General features: G+C 57.8%; 14 protein-coding genes and 3 pseudogenes. 12 read left to right on the forward strand and 5 right to left on the reverse strand.

What is annotated here, in order from left to right; translation table 11 throughout:
* Positions 1–94 precede the first annotated feature (94 nt).
* Positions 95–730: a phosphoribosylglycinamide formyltransferase gene (gene purN, locus HA43_RS14165; protein WP_094111934.1), complete on the reverse strand. Its 636-nt coding sequence runs from the start codon at positions 728–730 to the stop codon at positions 95–97.
* Entirely contained in the window at positions 727–1,767 is a 1,041-nt protein-coding gene (purM, locus tag HA43_RS14170) for a phosphoribosylformylglycinamidine cyclo-ligase (RefSeq protein WP_039379553.1), read from the reverse strand. Before purM ends, purN begins: the two co-directional genes overlap by 4 nt.
* 240 nt (positions 1,768–2,007) lie before the next feature.
* Between purM and upp the strand changes: the two genes are divergently transcribed.
* From upp to hda, 3 genes are all read left to right on the forward strand, one after another.
* Positions 2,008–2,634, forward strand: coding sequence for a uracil phosphoribosyltransferase (gene upp, locus HA43_RS14175; protein WP_039379551.1), 627 nt, complete (start codon positions 2,008–2,010; stop codon positions 2,632–2,634).
* Positions 2,635–2,883: 249 nt separating this feature from the next.
* Positions 2,884–4,167, forward strand: a complete 1,284-nt coding sequence (uraA, locus tag HA43_RS14180) for a uracil permease (protein ID WP_094111935.1) — start codon at positions 2,884–2,886, stop codon at positions 4,165–4,167.
* Between the two features lie 93 nt (positions 4,168–4,260).
* A complete protein-coding gene (hda, locus tag HA43_RS14185; protein ID WP_211049497.1) occupies positions 4,261–4,962 on the forward strand; it encodes a DnaA inactivator Hda in 702 nt (233 codons plus the stop codon).
* A 2-nt stretch (positions 4,963–4,964) separates the two neighbouring features.
* Here hda and bepA read toward each other — a convergent pair whose 3' ends face one another.
* The gene (gene bepA / locus HA43_RS14190) at positions 4,965–6,428 is read right to left on the reverse strand and encodes a beta-barrel assembly-enhancing protease (protein WP_094111936.1); all 1,464 of its coding nucleotides are present in this window, start codon (positions 6,426–6,428) and stop codon (positions 4,965–4,967) included.
* Positions 6,429–7,073: 645 nt separating this feature from the next.
* Here bepA and HA43_RS14195 point away from each other — a divergent pair.
* From HA43_RS14195 to HA43_RS14210, 4 genes are all read left to right on the forward strand, one after another.
* On the forward strand, positions 7,074–7,679 hold the full coding sequence (locus HA43_RS14195) for a DsrE family protein (RefSeq protein ID WP_094111937.1): 606 nt from the start codon (positions 7,074–7,076) through the stop codon (positions 7,677–7,679).
* A 24-nt stretch (positions 7,680–7,703) separates the two neighbouring features.
* The gene (locus HA43_RS14200) at positions 7,704–8,312 is read left to right on the forward strand and encodes a DsrE family protein (RefSeq protein WP_094111938.1); all 609 of its coding nucleotides are present in this window, start codon (positions 7,704–7,706) and stop codon (positions 8,310–8,312) included.
* A gap of 221 nt (positions 8,313–8,533) precedes the next feature.
* A complete protein-coding gene (locus tag HA43_RS14205) occupies positions 8,534–10,126 on the forward strand; it encodes a sensor domain-containing diguanylate cyclase (RefSeq protein WP_094111939.1) in 1,593 nt (530 codons plus the stop codon).
* A 60-nt stretch (positions 10,127–10,186) separates the two neighbouring features.
* A complete protein-coding gene (locus HA43_RS14210; protein ID WP_094111940.1) occupies positions 10,187–11,257 on the forward strand; it encodes an AI-2E family transporter in 1,071 nt (356 codons plus the stop codon).
* Between the two features lie 44 nt (positions 11,258–11,301).
* Here HA43_RS14210 and bcp read toward each other — a convergent pair.
* Both bcp and HA43_RS14220 read right to left on the reverse strand, forming a co-directional pair.
* Positions 11,302–11,768: pseudogene (gene bcp / locus HA43_RS14215) on the reverse strand (thioredoxin-dependent thiol peroxidase).
* Between the two features lie 141 nt (positions 11,769–11,909).
* Complete coding sequence (locus HA43_RS14220; RefSeq protein ID WP_039379528.1) at positions 11,910–12,476, reverse strand: glycine cleavage system transcriptional repressor; 567 nt, start codon at positions 12,474–12,476, stop codon at positions 11,910–11,912.
* Positions 12,477–12,619: 143 nt separating this feature from the next.
* On the opposite strand from HA43_RS14220, the pseudogene dapA reads away from it, so the two are divergent.
* The 5 genes and pseudogenes from dapA to HA43_RS14245 all read left to right on the forward strand — a co-directional run bounded on the left by dapA (position 12,620) and on the right by HA43_RS14245 (position 18,376).
* Positions 12,620–13,497 (forward strand): annotated as a pseudogene (dapA, locus tag HA43_RS14225) (4-hydroxy-tetrahydrodipicolinate synthase).
* Between the two features lie 14 nt (positions 13,498–13,511).
* Positions 13,512–14,543: an outer membrane protein assembly factor BamC gene (gene bamC, locus HA43_RS14230; protein ID WP_071667912.1), complete on the forward strand. Its 1,032-nt coding sequence runs from the start codon at positions 13,512–13,514 to the stop codon at positions 14,541–14,543.
* A gap of 143 nt (positions 14,544–14,686) precedes the next feature.
* Complete coding sequence (gene purC / locus HA43_RS14235; RefSeq protein ID WP_094111947.1) at positions 14,687–15,400, forward strand: phosphoribosylaminoimidazolesuccinocarboxamide synthase; 714 nt, start codon at positions 14,687–14,689, stop codon at positions 15,398–15,400.
* A gap of 146 nt (positions 15,401–15,546) precedes the next feature.
* A complete protein-coding gene (ypfJ, locus tag HA43_RS14240) occupies positions 15,547–16,407 on the forward strand; it encodes a KPN_02809 family neutral zinc metallopeptidase (protein ID WP_039379523.1) in 861 nt (286 codons plus the stop codon).
* Positions 16,407–18,376 (forward strand): annotated as a pseudogene (locus HA43_RS14245) (tRNA(Met) cytidine acetyltransferase TmcA). The gene ypfJ and the pseudogene HA43_RS14245 overlap by 1 nt, the downstream one beginning before the upstream one ends.
* The last annotated feature ends 4 nt before the right edge of the window (positions 18,377–18,380 follow it).

An 18,380-nucleotide genomic window follows, 5' to 3' on the forward strand; every position in this document is an offset into this window, starting at 1 on the left:
CCCCTACGGGGGCTAGGGGATGGGCGCATGAATGCGCCGCCTACGGGGGGCGGGGGATAAATGTAGGGGGCGCATTTATGCGCCCCTGACATACCTACGGGGCGTACCCTTGTGCGGGCAGAAGCTGACCATCCAGCCATGCTTTGCCTTCGCGCATCACCAGCCGGCCATCCATAAACCAGCTAATGGCCAGCGGATAGATGGCATGCTCCTGATGCTGCACGCGCGCCGTTATCTCGGCTTCATCATCACCGGGAAAAATCGGTACCCGCGCCTGCAGAACGACCGGACCACCATCCAGCTCATCGGTGACAAAATGCACCGACGTGCCGTGCTCTTTATCGCCGTTCTCCAGCGCCTGGCGATGGGTATGCAGGCCCGGATACTTTGGCAGCAGGGAAGGGTGGATATTCAGCAGGCGATCGTGATAGTGCGCAACAAAGGCGCTGCTGAGGATGCGCATATACCCTGCCAGCACCACCAGATCGGGCTCAAAGGCGTCGATCTCCTGCATCAGCTGGCGATCAAAAGTTTCGCGATCGGGGAAGTCGCCGGGCGACAACGCCAGGCCCGGCACGCTCGCCTGCTGCGCGCGCGTCAGGCCGTAAGCGCTCTCTTTATTACTGAAAACGGCAGCAACGCTGCCGTTGATCCGCCCGCTGGCGCAGGCGTCAAGGATGGACTGAAGATTGCTGCCGTTGCCGGAGATCAGTACAACCAGTTTTTTCATGAATTGATAACCACACGCTCTGCGGAATCAGACGCCTTAATAACGCCGATTTTCCACGCCTGCTCACCGGCATCCTGCATCAGCTGTACCGCTTTGTCTGCTTCATCCGGGCTGAGGGCAATCACCATGCCGACGCCGCAGTTAAAGGTGCGATACATCTCATGGCGGCTGACGTTCCCCGCCTGCTGCAGCCAGCTGAACACCGCCGGCCACTGCCAGCTCTGCTCATCCAGTACCGCCTGCGTATTGTCAGGCAGCACGCGCGGAATGTTTTCCCAGAAGCCGCCGCCGGTAAGGTGGGCAATGGCGTGCACATCAACCTGCTCAATCAGGCTCAGGATATTTTTTACATAGATGCGGGTCGGGGCCAGCAGGTGATCGGCCAGCGATTTACCTTCCAGCTGCTCGCGTTCCGGATCGGTGGCGCTGACTTCCAGAATCTTGCGTACCAGCGAATAGCCGTTGGAGTGCGGGCCGCTTGCCCCCAGGGCAATCAGGACGTCACCATCCTGAACTTTACTGCCGTCGATGATCTCCGATTTCTCCACCACGCCGACACAGAAGCCAGCGACATCATAATCTTCGCCGTGATACATGCCCGGCATTTCCGCCGTCTCTCCGCCTACCAGCGCACAGCCTGACTGCAGGCAGCCTTCGGCAATACCGGTGATCACCGCAGAGGCGGTATCAACGTCCAGTTTGCCGGTAGCGTAGTAGTCGAGGAAGAACAGCGGCTCGGCGCCCTGTACCACCAGATCGTTCACACACATCGCAACCAGATCGATGCCGATACTGTCGTGACGCTTAAGATCCATCGCCAGGCGCAATTTAGTACCGACGCCATCCGTTCCCGAAACCAGCACCGGCTCGCGATATTTCTGCGGCAGCGCACACAGCGCGCCAAAGCCGCCCAGTCCACCCATCACTTCCGGGCGGCGGGTTTTCTTTACTACGCCTTTAATACGGTCAACCAGATCGTTACCAGCATCAATATCAACACCGGCGTCTTTGTAGCTGAGAGAGGTTTTGTCGGTCACTGCGGAATCCCCACGCGATTGCGATTGGTGGCAAAAATTAAGCGCGGCAATTCTAACAGCGCAGGCAAACGTTTGCGAGTCTGATCTCACGCCCGATATTCGTTATGTCAGATTTTCGCGATTCCGCTATTCTCAGGACAGGCAGCCATCCCCCTGCGCAATCCGCTGTGGCGCAAAAGCAAAAAGGCGGTATAATCCGGCGATTTTTTTTTAGCTCAACTCAATTCCGGGAGAATAATCATGAAAATCGTGGAAGTCAGACACCCGCTGGTTAAACACAAACTGGGCCTGATGCGTGAGCATGATATCAGCACCAAACGCTTTCGCGAGCTGGCCTCGGAAGTGGGCAGCCTGCTGACCTATGAAGCCACCGCCGATCTTGAAACCGAACGCGTAACGATTGAAGGCTGGAACGGCCCGGTTGATGTTGATCAAATCAAAGGTAAAAAAATTACCGTCGTTCCTATTCTGCGTGCCGGTCTTGGCATGATGGAAGGGGTACTGGAGCACGTGCCGAGCGCGCGTATCAGCGTGGTGGGTGTCTACCGCGATGAAGAGACGCTGGAGCCGGTGCCCTATTTCCAGAAGCTGGTCTCTAACATCGAAGAGCGCATGGCGCTGGTCGTCGATCCGATGCTGGCGACCGGTGGCTCAATGATTGCCACCATCGACCTGCTGAAAAAAGCGGGCTGCAGCAGCATCAAGGTGCTGGTACTGGTAGCGGCCCCGGAAGGCATTGCCGCGCTGGAGAAAGCGCATCCGGACGTTGAGCTGTACACCGCGTCAGTCGATCAGGGGCTGAATGAGAAAGGCTATATCATTCCTGGTCTCGGCGATGCCGGCGATAAGATCTTCGGAACGAAATAATGTTTACTCCGGGCTATGTTGCTGGTCGCTCTGCCCCCGGGCAGTGCCCGAAACCATTGCCTGCGCCGGTACGCTCCGCGCTGGCTGCGAACCTATTGCCGCCAGCAACGCCCGGCCTGCACCTGCAGGCAGAATATGCATTAGCATTTTTTAAAAAATAGTATTTGAGCAGCCGACCAGAGAGTCGGCTTTTTTTTAACAAAAAAACAGTAATTAACCGCCTGTCATACAGGAAGGGAAGGGGATACGATGACGAGACGTGCCATTGGGGTGAGCGAACGCCCGCCGCTGCTGCAAACCATTCCACTCAGCCTGCAGCATCTGTTTGCGATGTTTGGTGCCACGGTGCTGGTGCCGATCCTGTTTCATATTAACCCGGCGACCGTGCTGCTGTTCAACGGCGCTGGTACGCTGCTCTATCTGTTTATCTGCAAAGGTAAAATTCCTGCCTATCTCGGCTCCAGCTTCGCCTTTATTTCACCGGTACTGCTGCTGCTGCCGCTGGGTTACGAAGTGGCGCTGGGCGGCTTTATCCTCTGCGGTCTGCTGTTCTGCATTGTGGCGCTGATTGTGAAAAAAGCGGGCACCGGCTGGCTGGACGTGATGTTTCCACCCGCCGCGATGGGCGCTATTGTCGCCGTGATCGGGCTGGAGCTGGCAGGCGTGGCGGCCAATATGGCGGGCCTGCTACCGGCGGAAGGTATGGCACCGGACAGCACCACCGTACTGATCTCCATGGTGACGCTGGCGGTTACGGTGTTCGGCTCCGTGCTGTTTCGCGGTTTTCTTGCCATCATCCCGATTCTGATTGGTGTGCTGGTGGGCTATGCGCTCTCATCGATGCTGGGCATTGTTGACTGGCGCAGCGTGGAAAACGCGCCCTGGTTTGCGCTGCCAACCTTCTACACGCCGCGCTTTGAGTGGGCGGCCATGCTGACCATTCTGCCTGCCGCGCTGGTGGTGATTGCCGAGCACGTCGGGCATCTGGTCGTGACGGCAAACATTGTGAAAAAAGATCTGATCCGCGATCCGGGGCTGCACCGCTCTATGTTCGCCAACGGCCTCTCAACCATGTTCTCCGGCTTTTTTGGATCAACGCCCAATACCACCTATGGCGAAAACATCGGCGTCATGGCGATCACCCGCGTTTACAGCACCTGGGTTATTGGCGGGGCAGCGATTTTTGCCATTCTGCTCTCCTGCGTGGGCAAGCTGGCGGCAGCGATTCAGGCGATCCCGGTGCCGGTGATGGGCGGCGTATCGCTGCTGCTGTATGGCGTGATCGGCGCCTCCGGTATTCGCGTGCTGATTGAATCAAAAGTGGACTACAACAAAGCGCAGAACCTGATCCTGACCTCGGTGATCCTGATCATCGGCGTGAGCGGTGCCAAAGTCCATATCGGTGCGGCAGAGCTGAAAGGCATGGCGCTGGCCACGCTGGTCGGCGTTGCGCTGGCGCTGATTTTCCGGGTTATCAATATCTTACGTCCGGAAGAGGTGGTGCTGGAGGCGCAGGAGCAGCAGGATCGCTAAGCGCGGTCGCCGGGCAGGGACGCCTGGTTCATCTCTGCAGAGGATCGTGATAAACTTGCGCCGTTTTCTGCCCGCTCACTTGCTGAGGTACTTCTGAACACGCCGGCACAGCTCTCACTGCCACTCTACTTACCTGATGATGAAACCTTTGCCAGCTTCTGGCCAGGGGACAATCCGTCGCTGCTTGCCGCACTGCGCGGCGCACTGGCGCAGCAACACGGCAGCTATCTCTACTTCTGGTCGCGCGAAGGCGGTGGACGCAGTCACCTGCTGCACGCGGCGTGCGCTGAAATGTCTGCCCGCGATGAAGCGGTAGGCTATGTGCCGCTGGATAAGCGGACCTGGTTTGTGCCGGAGGTGCTGGAAGGCATGGAGAATCTGGCGCTGGTTTGCATCGACAATATTGAGTGTATCGCCGGGGAAGCGGAGTGGGAGATGGCGATATTTGACCTCTATAACCGCATTCTGGAAACCGGTAAAACCCGCCTGCTTATCACCGGCGATCGACCGCCGCGCCAGCTCAGTCTTGGCCTGCCCGATCTGGCCTCCCGTCTCGACTGGGGACAAATCTATCGTCTGCAGCCGCTCTCAGATGAGGATAAATTACAGGCGCTGCAGCTGCGTGCCGGGCTGCGCGGTTTTGAACTGCCGGAAGATGTCGGGCGTTTTCTGCTGAAGCGTCTCGATCGTGAAATGCGCACGCTGTTTGAAACGCTGGATCGTCTCGATCGCGCCTCTATCAGTGCCCAGCGCAAACTGACGATCCCGTTTGTTAAAGAGACGCTCGGACTCTGACGTTATCCTTTCTGATACTGCCGGAAACGCCGCTGCAGCTCACGCAGCTGATCGATACGCGCGTCATAACGCGCCTGCTTCAGGCTGCCAAGCGGCACCTGTGCGCTGGCGCTCCCCAGTGCGGTAATGGCCTGATCGAGCTGGCCGCTGAGCGCCAGGCTCTCCGCCCGCGCTGACAGCTCTTCATCGCGTAATCCCTGCGCCGCCGACGCCTGCGCCAGCAGATCCCAGGCGTTAAGATCGTCCGGATGGGCAAAGGTATAGCGGTTAAGAATGCGGCTGGCGCTGGCGGGCTGTTTCGCTTCCACATAAGCGTTAGCCAGGTTGAGCTGCAGCACCGGATTAGTGCCGCCGCCGCGGGCGCTGCTCAGCATGGCGATCGCCTGCTGCGGCTGGTTGAGCCCCAGATCGATATCGGTCATCAGATCAAGGAACCAGACGTTGTCCGGCTGTTTCGCCAGCAGCGGCGCCAGCGTACGTTTAGCATTCGCAAAATCTTTGGCCTGCAGAAACTGCACCGCTTTGCCATACTGCGCGGCCTGCTGTTCACGCAGATTGCCTTTCGCATACTCATTCAGCAGATCGTCGGTGAGCTGATTGCGGCCGGTAGGATACATGCCAAGCACACGCACCTTCGCCATATAGAAATCCTGCGACGACTGTACCACCACCGGACGCATCTGGTTTGCGCGGTTGCGCGCGTCAGAGAGACGGCTGTCAGGCAGCGGGTGCGTCAGCAAAATTTCCGGCGGGCGGGAGGAGAAGCGCGTCTGGTCGGCAAGCTTTTCCAGGAAAGCGGGCATCGCCTGCGGATCAAAACCGGCACGCTGCAGCACCTGAATGCCGATGCGATCCGCCTCCTGCTCATTGCCCTGCGTAAAGCTGATAATGCCCTGCTGGGTGCCCGCCAGCGTACCGGTCAGCGCCGCCATTCCCGCCTGCGGATTTGCCATCGCCAGCAGAATAGAACCCAGCGCGCCAACCCAGGTCAGCGGCGCGCTGCGTTTCTGCTCCTCCATGGCGCGCGCCAGATGGCGCTGCGTCACGTGTGAAATCTCATGCGCCATCACCGAGGCGAGCTGGCTCTCATTATCGGTATAGCGGAACAGTGAGGCGTGCAGCACCACGTTGCCGCCAAAAAAGGCAAAGGCGTTAAGCTCGTCATTCTGGATCAGGAAAAAGTGAAACGGCGTGCGCACTGAACCGGCGTGCGCGACCAGACGCTGCCCCAGTTCATTAATGTACTGGTTCAGCAGCGGATCCTGAATCAGTGGCGCACTGGCCCGCAGCTGGCGCACGTAAAAATCGCCCATCTGCAGTTCCTGATTAATCGATAGCGTGGAACCCGCCGTCGTGCCGATATCGGGCAGATTATCACTGAGGTCGGCGCGTGCGCTGAAGGCGGGCGTCAGCAGCAGCGCAGGAATGAGGGTAGCCAGTACAGAGATACGCAGTCGGTTTAACATGCCTCGATCCTGATGATGCTCATCTGTCGCCGGACAGAAGAGAGGGTAAATGTTCGATGTGAATCGGGTTTTCTGCTCTGTCGCTATCTTAACCGCAGGCCGCCGGGTTGCAAAGAGAGCGGTCGCAGAAGCGCAAAACAGAGCGTGCAGAGCGATGAGTCGCTGATTTGCCGCAAAAAACTGAACAGTAATGCAGCGACAGGCATAAGGTTATGCTGCGATAAATTCAAAGTTACGTAAAGTTGCTCAAAAATATTGAATCTGGCATGGATTTTTCCAGGTATTCTCTGAAAAACAGGGCTGGCCTGGCCTTAACTATCACTCTGTTCCATCAGCTTTTTTTATCATCAGCGCGGGATAAAAACGGACCTTAACAGAAATTAATGGTCAGGATTGATCCGTTCGTCAACCCGTGCAGTAAGCATAAGTAAACCGATTTCCCGGCCAGCCTATTCTGCAGCGCTGCCGCGATGACCATCGAATTCCCTGTTTAATCAGCACTGCTAATTATGTTGCGCGCAACTAAAGCGTGATGACACCGCGCCGGTCAGTCACGCCGTTCCGCATGCGCTGTGGTATAGATAAGGCACTTTTTTTCCCCCTATGAACTGTTAATACACGTGCCGTGTATGCCGGAGAGTATGTATGCGTTCAGCAGTAAGCTATGCCCTGATTGCTGTTCTGGGAGGCGTGGTCGGAGCAGGAATAATTAAAGGAGACGACCTCTATCAGCGTGTAGCGAAACATTTTACCGCTGAGCCTGCCGATCCCGAAGGATTCTGGAGCACGCCCGCCATTGAAGGCTATGGCAAAATTCATTATGAAGCGGATGCCGCATTTAAGCCGGCGGCCGGCCTGAGCAATAAGGTGGTTTTCCAGCTCACCAAAAATGAGGGTGACATCAAACGTCCTAACCTCGGGCTGGAGCGGGTTGCGCGCGTGGTTAACCTCTACGTTGCCTCCGGCGTTCCTGTTGATCAGCTGGAATTTGTTGTCTCTATGACCGGTGATGCGACGCCTGCCACGCTGGATGACAGCCACTTCAGACAGTTTTATGGCGTCGATAACCCTAATCTGCCGCTGATCAATGCGCTGAATAAGCTGGGCGTAAAAGTGTCCGTATGCGATCAGTCTGTTGCCTTTCACCACTATCCCAACGCCTGGATCGATCGTTCCGTGATCCATGCGCTCTCCAGCCCGACTACGGTCTCCACGCTGGAAAATCAGGGCTATGCCCTTTTGCAGATGTAATCGTTTCGGTTAAGGAGAAACAGAATGCGTGTAGCGTCTTATATTGTTATCGCCGCGCTGGCAGGATTTGTCGGCGGCAATGTGTTACAGCTTCCTGAGCTGGTGGATAAGGTCAGCGGTAAATTCGCCGATAAAAAAGCGGAGCCTGCTGACTTCTGGAGCACGCCGGCAATCGCCGGCTATGGCAAAATTCACTTCGTGAATACGCCTGACTACAACCCGGCAACGACGCCGGGGCTGAGCAATAAAATTGTGTTTCAGATCAACCGCAGCGAAGGCGATATTCACCAGGCTAACCTGGGCCTGGAGCGCGTGGCACGCGTGACCAACCTCTATTATGCTGCGGGCGTGCCGCTTAATCAGCTAAACTTTGTGGTCTCTATCAACAGCGATGCCGTACCGGCTGCGCTGAACAACGAGCAGTTTCATAAGGCGTACGGTTTTGATAACCCGAACCTGAAACTGATCGATGAGCTGAAAAAAGCGGGCGTTAAAGTCACTATCTGCGACCAGTCCGTGGCGTTTCACCAGCTGCAGCGTGACTGGATCGATACCCGCGTGACCCATACGCTCTCCAGCGGCACGACGGTTGCTACGCTGCAGAATGAAGGATACGCCTTTTTGATGCTGTAACATGCGCTGACAGCGGTGCAGGCCGCTGTCACTTCTCTGCCTCCCTCCGTAAACCGATCCAGCGTAAAACAGAGTTCTGTTGCCAGAGCAGCAGGATGATCCGTGCTGAAACGACCTGAGCGGTGTACACTTATGTGTCTCTCATAACAACAAGTGACCCCCTCAATCACCACAGCGTCAGGCACGAAATCTATGAAGCAACCTATCCGCGCGGCAGCGTTATGCTGATGCGAATCCGGCCCAAAACTGACCTGCGGACGCTGATCGCGCTGCTGGCAATAATCAGTATTGTCATTACGCTGGCGAACACGCTTTATGCGACCTGGCGCGTGCAGCGTATGGTGCTGATTGAAACCACGCTGGAAGCCAATCGCGCCTATGCGACCAAGCTGGCGACCACCACGGAACTTTTCTTTCAGCAGGCACAGTCGCAGCTGCACTTCAGCGCTAATCTGCTGGGTCAGGCGTTTGATGATGAAGCACTTGCGCAGCAGGAAGTGAATCGCCTGCGCGAGCAGACCAGCAGTTTTAACTCCGTTGCGGTGGTGGACAGTAATGGCATCGTTAAAGCGATTTCACCGGAATCCCTGACGCTGAAAGGCATGCAGCTCACCAGTCAGGCGTCACGGGAAGCGCTGTCGCAGCGGCAGCCGCTGGTCAGCCGGGCAGTGATTTCAGCCGCAAACAACCTGATCGTGTTTGTTTCATGGCCGATCTGGAACAGCGAAGGGCGCTATCTGGGGTACGTGGGCGGCACGCTCTATCTGAAGAAAAAAAGCATCCTGAATGCGCTGCTGGGCGAGCAATATTATCGCGACGGGACGCAGGTCTTTGTTCTGGACCGCAATAATCAGGTGCTTTATCACCAGAACAGCCAGCTGGTGGGTAAAAGCGTGCCGGCGATTATCAGCGAACGCGAGCGGGCGGAGCGCAGCAGCGGTACCGCGCAGATCACAGAGAACAGCAGCAATAAGCTGATTGGCTACGCTGTGGTGCCCGGTACCGGCTGGATGGTCGTGGCGCTTAAGCCTGCGGCACTCACGCTGGCGCCGCTTTCCGGTCTGCTGCTGAACGTGCTGAAAAACTCGGTGCCGTTTGCGCTGCTGACGCTGCTGGTAGCGATTGTGCTGGCGCGGCTGATCGCGCTGCCGCTCTGGCAGCTGTCGCGGAAAGCCAGCCAGATGGATACGCAGGGGGTGTCGGCAGAGATCGGCGGCATCCGTGCGTGGTACTTTGAGGCGGCGCAGGTAAAGCGGGCGCTGCTGACCGGTATCGGACTGGTACAGGATAAAATCGGCCGGCTTAACTCAGAAGTACAAAGCGATCCTCTGACGCAGCTGCTCAACCGGCGGGGATTGCACGCCGTGCTCGACTATTTTGAGGCGATGCAGCAGCCATTTGCCGTGCTGGCGCTGGATATCGACCACTTTAAGCGGGTAAATGATAATTTTGGCCACGGCGCGGGTGATAACGTCATTAAGCAGGTGGCGCAGACGTTACGCAGTAACGCCCGTCAGACGGATGTGGTCTGCCGTAACGGCGGCGAAGAGTTTCTGATGCTGCTGCCGGCTACCACGGTCGAAGAGGCGCGGGTTATCGCCGAGCGGGTGCGCGTCAGCATTGCGGAGAGCTGGATCGATCCGCCCGGCCATATCACGCTCTCGGTGGGCATCGCCTGCTGGCAGCCGCAGCAGGGCACGCAGGAGGAGAGTCTCCGGCAGGCGGATGCGGCGCTCTATCAGGCCAAGCACGCCGGACGAAACTGTGTGATGATTGCCGGCCATAACGCACTGGTCAGCAGTATTATGCGCTGATGTGCGGATCGATAAGCGGGCGGCAGCGTGCCGTGCCGGGGCAGTAAAAGGATAAGGTTGATGTTGTCTCTGTTGTTTCATTGGTACAAGCGTCGCTTCAGCGATCCGCAGGCGATTGGCCTGCTGGCGATCCTGCTGGCGGCGTTCTGCATTCTGTTTTTCTTTAGCGGGCTGCTGGCGCCGCTGCTGGTGGCGCTGGTGCTGGCTTATCTGCTGGAGTGGCCCGTAGTGCGGCTGCAGCGTATCGGCTGCAGCCGCAGCTGGGCAACCAGCATCGTGTTAATACTCTTCGCCGGCATTCTGCTGATTATGGTACTGATAGTGGCGCCGGTTGCCTGGCAGCAGGGCATTAACCTGACGCGCGATCTGCCCAACATGCTCAATAAACTCTATGTCTCAGCGGCTGCACTGCCACAGCGTTTTCCGGCACTGGTAGATGCAGGCATTATCGATATCATCGTAGAGAATCTGCGCAGCCGCCTGACTGGCCTGGGTGAATCCCTGGTGCGCTATTCACTGGCCTCGCTGGTCGGTCTGATGACGCTGATGATCTATCTGGTGCTGGTCCCGCTGATGGTGTTTTTCCTGCTGAAAGATAAAGAGCAGATGCTGAACGCAGTACGGCGCGTGCTGCCGCGTAATCGCGGGCTGGCGGGCACGGTATGGAAAGAGATGAATCAGCAAATCACCAACTATATTCGCGGCAAAGTGCTGGAGATGGTGGTGACAGGCGTCGTCAGCTGGATCGCCTTTTTAGTGCTGGGGCTCAATTACGCGCTGCTGCTGGCGGTGCTGGTGGGCGTTTCGGTGCTGATCCCTTACGTGGGCGCGCTGGCCGTTACGCTGCCGGTCATTGGCGTCGGGCTGTTTCAGTGGGGGCTTAGCAGCGATTTCTGGACGCTGATGGTGGTGTATCTGGTGATCCAGGCGCTGGATGGCAACGTACTGGTGCCGGTGCTGTTTTCAGAAGCGGTAAATCTGCATCCGCTGGTGATTATTCTCTCCGTGGTCATTTTTGGCGGACTGTGGGGCTTCTGGGGCGTATTTTTTGCTATTCCGCTGGCCACGCTGGTAAAAGCGGTTGTACGCGCCTGGCCGGAAACCACGCCGGAACGGCAGATCGCAGAGTAAGAAATAGCGGGAAGCGGTGCGCAGCAAAGGCGCACCGCTTTTGATCAGGCAGACTTCACGTAATCAAGCACGATATCGTGATGGTCTGCGGTTTTAAAGCTGTCGAACACCTTTTCCACTTTACCATCCTGACCAATCAGGAAACTGATGCGGTGGATGCCGTCGTAGCTTTTGCCCATAAATGACTTCTCACCCCAGACGCCAAACTGCTCGCACACCTGGTGATCTTCATCAGAAAGCAGCGTGAAATTCAGCAGCTCTTTCTCAACAAAACGGGACAGTTTTTCCGGCTTGTCGGTGCTGATACCCAGTACCTCTACGCCCGCTTTTTTCAGCTCGTCCATGTTGTCACGCAGGCCGCAGGCTGAGTAGTACAGCCTGGCGTCATCGCTTTCGGGTAGAAATAGACCAGAACACGCTGTCCCTGGAAGTCGGCCAAATTTACTTGTTCGCCATCCTGATCGGGCAAGCTAAATTTCGGTGCGGTATCACCGGCTTTCAGTGGATTCATCACAACTCTCCGTTTTTTGTTCATGCTGCGGGTATGACACCCGGCAGTGCCTGCTGGCTGGCCGGACGTTTACCTCAGGGTTATTTCACAACACGTTATGCTGCTGCAACAGAGTGTGTGGCGAAATAACCCGGAGCCTGATTACAGGACATTGCTGCTGTCGTCGGTGACACTATAGAGGCGAATTGAGCCTTGTGCATGCAGTTCTTCACACAGCTGATTAAACGCCTGCTCTATCGGTGCGCTTACCCGGTTTGCCGGACTGTGTGCTGTCATCTGAATATAGAGTACCGGCTGTTCATTGTCCTGAGCCGGGTTAATACGCGACACCAGCTCAGCGATGTTCAGCTGATGTTTATCAAGCAGATCGGTAAAGCGCTCAATAATGCGTGGCGAATCGGGCACTTCTACCTGAATCCGGACCGTCACTGGCATCGGTGGCGTCGCGCGCGCGTTTGTCCGCTTCATTACGATCAGCAGCTCCAGCTCAGCGCCTTTCATCGGCAGCGTGGATTCAATCAGCGTAATGGCGTTCCAGCTGCCGGAAAGCAGCATAATAAAGGTGAACTCATCGCCGAGCATCGCCAGACGGCTATCTTCTATATTGCAGCCGCAACTGCTGACGTGGCGGGTAATGGCGTTAACGATACCCGGACGATCGACGCCAAGAGCAGTGATGACCAGATGATGCGGCTGTGGCTGCGACAAAATGAGTTTTCCTGTACGTTCGCTAATAACTATAAGGTAAACATAAAAAAAACTGCTGACAAGCGCGGGAATGGGCTGGCTCGCTTGCTTTTCTTTGAAGGTAAAACGTAACATGAGGCACTTGTTTGTCGAGGGGATAGCCCATGTTCACCGGAAGTATTGTTGCACTCATTACGCCTATGAATGACCAGGGCCAGGTTTGCCGCCCGAGTCTGAAAAAACTGATTGATTATCATGTCGCCAGCGGAACCGCAGCGATCGTTTCTGTTGGCACCACCGGCGAATCTGCAACGCTCAGCCATGAAGAGCATGGTGACGTGGTGATGCAAACCCTGGAGCTGGCCGATGGCCGTATTCCGGTTATCGCCGGAACGGGCGCTAACGCCACTGCCGAAGGGATCTCTCTGACAAAACGCTTTACCGGCACCGGCGTGGTCGGCTGCCTGACCGTGACGCCTTATTACAATCGTCCGACTCAGGAAGGGCTTTACCAGCACTTCAAAGCGATTGCGGAAAGCACCGATCTGCCGCAGATGCTCTATAACGTTCCGTCGCGTACCGGCTGCGATATGCTGCCGGAGACCGTGGCGCGCCTGGCTGAAATTAAAAATATTATCGGTATTAAAGAAGCGACCGGGAACTTATCGCGGGTTTCACAGATCCAACAGCTGGTTGGTGACGAGTTCATTATTGTCAGCGGCGATGATGCCACTGCGCTGGATTCCATGCAGCTGGGCGGCAAAGGCGTCATTTCTGTCACCGCTAACATTGCGGCGCGTGAAATGGCTGAACTCTGTGCGCTGGCGCAGGAAGCAAATTTGCCGAAGCGCGTCACCTGAATCAGCGTCTGATGCATCTGCACCAGACGCTTTTCTGTGAGCCCAATCCTATTCCGGTAAAATGGGCCGCAAAACAGCTGGGATTGATCGCGGATGACACGCTGCGCCTGCCAATGACGCCGCTGACCAGCGCGGGCCAGGAAAAAACGGCGCAGGCACTTATCAAAGCGGGTCTGCGTTAATTTAGGGAGAATCAATGAGTTTTTCAGTTAAGCGCTCGACGCTGGTAACGGTAGCAGGTCTCTCCACTCTGATGCTGCTGACAGCCTGTTCCAGCGATCAGCGTTACAAGCGCCAGGTAAGCGGCGATGAGTCCTATCTTCAGACGCCTGAACTGCGCGATCTGAACGCGCCGGCAGGGGCAATACTGCCGATACAGAACGGCGACTATGAGGTTCCGCATCGCGTAGCTAATGGCGCGCTGGGTAAAGCACTCGATATTCGTCCGCCGGCACAGCCGCTGGCGCTGATGAACGGTACGCGCGCGCAGTTCACCGGTAATACTGGCGTACTGGCGCTGGAAAGCAGTCGCGGTTCTATCTGGTCACAGGTGGTCAACGTGGTGCAATCCTACAAGTTCCCGATTGCCCAGCGTAACGATGCCGGGCAGCAGCTCACCACCGACTGGGTGCAGTGGAACCGCGCAGATGAAGATAATCAGTATCGCGGCCGCTATCAGATCAGCGTGCAGAATCAGGGGTATCAGCAGGTCCTGACGGTGCGTCTGCTTGAGCTGCAGCAGCAGGGTGAGACGGTAACGTCACCGGCACAGGTTCAGCGCTATACCGGCCAGATGCTCAACGATCTCAGTACCGGTCTGGATAAGATCGATACTGCCAGTCAGGATGCTGCCGCCGGACGTGCGACCGGACAGATCGACGTCCAGAGCGGTGCAGATGAAACCGGCCTGCCGCTGCTGATCCTGCGCTCGCCGTTTAACGTCACCTGGCAGCGACTGCCGGCGGCGCTGCAGCGTGCTGGCATGGAAGTGACGGATGACAACCGTTCGCAGGGCAGTCTGAAAGTGACCTATAAGCAGCCGGGCAGCAGCGCGTTTGACGCGATTGGCGCCAAAGATCCGGAGCTGCCGAACGGTGACTATAAGCTGCAGGTCGGCGACCTTGATAACCGCAGTAGTCTGCAGTTTATCGATCCTAAGGGTCACGTGCTGACCCAGGCGCAGAACGATGCGCTGGTGGCCGTCATGCAGGGCGCACTGAATAAATAATTGTGTAAAGGCCGGAGATTCTCCGGCCTTTTTGTTTTGATTTTGGCATAATGGCGCCCGGCGAGGTAAACGATTGCGTCACGCAGTCGTCGCGCGGTGGAACACCGCTGAACACGGGTTATTTCATGTCTGGAGTTAACAAGATGCAAAAGCGAGCTGAGTTGTATCGCGGTAAAGCGAAAACCGTATACAGTACCGACAATCCGGATTTGCTGGTACTTGAGTTCCGCAACGATACATCAGCAGGAGACGGGGCACGAATCGAACAGTTTGATCGTAAAGGCATGGTAAACAACAAGTTTAACCACTTTATTATGACCAGACTGCAGGAATCGGGCATTCCTACTCAGATGGAAGCGCTGCTGTCTGATAACGAAGCGCTGGTGAAAAAGCTGGAGATGGTGCCGGTAGAGTGCGTGATCCGCAACCGCGCGGCCGGATCGCTGGTCAAACGCCTTGGGGTGGAAGAGGGCATGCTGCTCAGTCCGCCGCTGTTTGATCTCTTCCTGAAAGATGACGCCAAACATGATCCCATGGTCAACGAGTCTTACTGCGAAACCTTTGGCTGGGTCAGTAAAGCGAACCTGGCGCGTATGCAGGAGCTGACGTATAAAGCCAACGAGGTGCTGAGCAAACTGTTTGATGATGCCGGTCTTATCCTGGTCGATTTCAAGCTGGAGTTTGGTCTGTTTAACGGCGAAGTCACGCTGGGCGACGAGTTCTCACCCGATGGCGCGCGTTTGTGGGACAAAGAGACCATGGACAAAATGGATAAAGACCGTTTCCGTCAGAGCCTTGGCGGCGTCGTGGAAGCGTATGAAGCTGTAGCACACCGCCTCGGGGTCAAACTCGACTAAACCGCATTACGCGGCAGGTGCTATCGGGTCGTCTCTGCAGACGGCCCTTTTTTATATCCGTCATCTGCCTGCCTGCAACGCTGGTGATTATGCCTGGCGCCATCTAAAATCATGCCTATCTGAAGATAAATAAACAGGAGCAGGCCATGCGCTGGCAAGGGCGTCGTGAAAGCGACAATGTGGAAGATCGTCGCGGCGAATCATCAGGTTTTGGCGGTGGCGGGCGACAGATCCGGCTGCCGCGCGGGAAAGGCGGCATTATCCTGCTGGTCGTTGTGGCGGTGGCCGGATATTACGGCTATGACCTTACCGGACTGCTGGGCGGCGGTGGCAGCGCACCGGTGCAGCAGCGCCAGGTGGACTCCGCGCAGGATAACGAGGCGGCGAAATTTACCTCGGTGATCCTCGCGACAACCGAAGATACCTGGGACAAGCTGTTTAAGCAGATGAACAAACAGTATGTGCCACCAAAACTGGTGATGTATCGCGGCGTGACGCGCACCCACTGCGGAACCGGCCAGGCGGCGATGGGGCCGTTTTACTGTCCGGCTGACCAGAGCGTCTATATCGACCTCTCTTTCTATGATGAGATGAAAACCAAACTCGGCGCAGGCGGCGACTTTGCGCAGGGCTACGTCATTGCGCATGAGGTGGGTCACCATGTGCAGAAGCTGCTGGGTATTGAGCCGAAAGTACGTGAAATGCAGCAGGGCGCCAGTGAGAAACAGGTGAATCAGCTGTCGGTGAAAATGGAGCTGCAGGCGGACTGCTTTGCCGGCGTCTGGGGCCACTATATGCAGCAGCAGAACATTCTGGAAGTGGGCGATCTGCAGGAAGCGCTTAACGCGGCCGAAGCGATTGGTGACGACCGCCTGCAGCAGCAGAGCCAGGGGCGCGTAGTGCCGGACAGCTTTACGCACGGCACATCTGAACAGCGCTATACCTGGTTTAAACGTGGTTATGACGGCGGCGATCCGGGCCAGTGCAACACCTTCGCCACTAACTGATGTCCTGTGCGGTTATCACGGCGGCGATGCAGCAGGCAGGCATCCGCCGCTTAGCGGTTATAGCAGGTGATGCAGAGTGGGCGCGCGAGCAGGCCGGTCTATGGCAGCAGGCGCTGCCGGGTGACTGGATCACGCTCAGCAGCGCCTGCGACCTGACGCCGCACGTTGCCCCGACAGCGCTGCGAACGCTGCTGGGACGTGAATTTACCCATGCGCTGTTCGATGCGCGGCACGGCTTTCACGCTGAGGCTTTTGCCGCGCTGGCCGGTACGCTGCGCGCCGGCAGCTGGCTGCTGCTGCTGACGCCGCCGTGGGAGAGCTGGGCGACAGTTGCCGATGCGGACAGCCTGCGCTGGGCCGATGTCGCAGAGCCCATCGCCACGCCCCGTTTTATACATCGCCTGCAGCAGCTGATGCTGAAAGATGACGAGGTGCTGCTGCAGCGCCAGCATCTGCCGGTACGTCAGCCGGCCGCAGGTGTCTGGCCGCGCTGGCAATGCCAGGCGCCACAGCAGCAGGCGGCTATTCTTGCTCAGCTGCAGGCGATCGCTTCCGGGGTGGCGGTGGTTACCGCACCGCGCGGGCGCGGCAAGTCGGCGCTGGCCGGCATGCTGGCACGTAATACAACGCACGCGCTGGTCACCGCTCCGGCGAAGGTGTCAACAGAGGTGCTGGCGCAGTTTGCCGGCGAGCAGTTTTCCTTTATGGCCCCTGATGCGATCCTGCAGCAGCCGATCGATCCGCTGCCTGCATGGCTGATCGTTGATGAGGCAGCCGCGATCCCGGCGCCGCTGCTGCAGCAGCTGGTTGCACGCTTTCCGCGTGTGCTGCTGACCACAACCGTGCAGGGGTACGAGGGCACCGGACGCGGTTTTTTGCTGCGCTTCTGCGCCACCCTGCCTGGCGTTCACTATTTCACGCTGGATGAGCCCCTGCGCTGGTGCGCTAAGGATCCACTGGAGCAGTGGCTCAACCGCGCGCTGCTGTTTGAAGAAGCGGACCGCGCCGCGCCGGCATCAGAAATCACGTTATACCGAGCGATGCCGGATGCGCACCCCGCCGCGCTGGAGGCGGGCTATCGTCTGCTGGCGAGCGCGCACTATCGCACTTCGCCGCTCGACCTGCGCCGCCTGCTGGACGCGCCGGGGATGCAGCTCTGGCTGGCTGGCGCAGCAGAGAGCGTGGCCGGTGCCTGTGGCTGGTTGAAGAGGGCGGACTGGATGCAGAACTGGCGCAGGCTGTCTGGGCCGGCACGCGTCGCCCGCGCGGTAATCTGGTCGCGCAGTCACTGGCGGCACACGCCGGTTTCAGCGCGGCGGCGACGCTGCGCTCTCTGCGTATCAGCCGCATTGCGGTGACGGCCGCCCGCCGTCAGCAGGGCATTGGCCGGGCGCTGGTTTCACAGGCGCGTCACCAGGCCGCCGGCTGTGATTTTCTCTCGGTGAGCTTTGGTTACACGGCGGCGCTGTGGCGCTTCTGGCACGCCTGCGGCTTTACGCTGGTGCGGGTCGGATCGCAGCGTGAAGCGAGCAGCGGCTGCTACGCCGCGATGGCCATCTGCGCACTGACGCCGGCCGGGAAACTGCTGCAGACGCAGGCGGCGCAGCGTCTGGCGCGCGATGCTGTCTGGCTGAACGATCTCATCGATTTACCGCTGCCGGACGGAGCGGGGCTGTCGCAGGATATTAATGAAGAGGATGTGGTGCTGCTGGCAGGTTTTGCCTGGGCACAGCGCCCGTTCGAGGCGAGCTATGCGGTGCTGCAGCGGCTGGTGCGCATACAACCACAGCCGTTAATGCAGGCCATACTGCTTCAGAAACAGACGCTGAGCGAGGCGGGCAGCAGCGCTGGTCTCAGCGGCCGCAGGGCGGTGGTACAGCGGCTGCGTCAGGAGACGGCTGAGGCGCTTGAACGGCTCGATCCGCAGGCAGCGCAGGCCTGGCAACAGCGGCTGACGTTGTTGCAATAAATCA

The organism is Pantoea eucrina, assembly GCF_002095385.1.
Taxonomy (GTDB): domain Bacteria; phylum Pseudomonadota; class Gammaproteobacteria; order Enterobacterales; family Enterobacteriaceae; genus Pantoea; species Pantoea eucrina.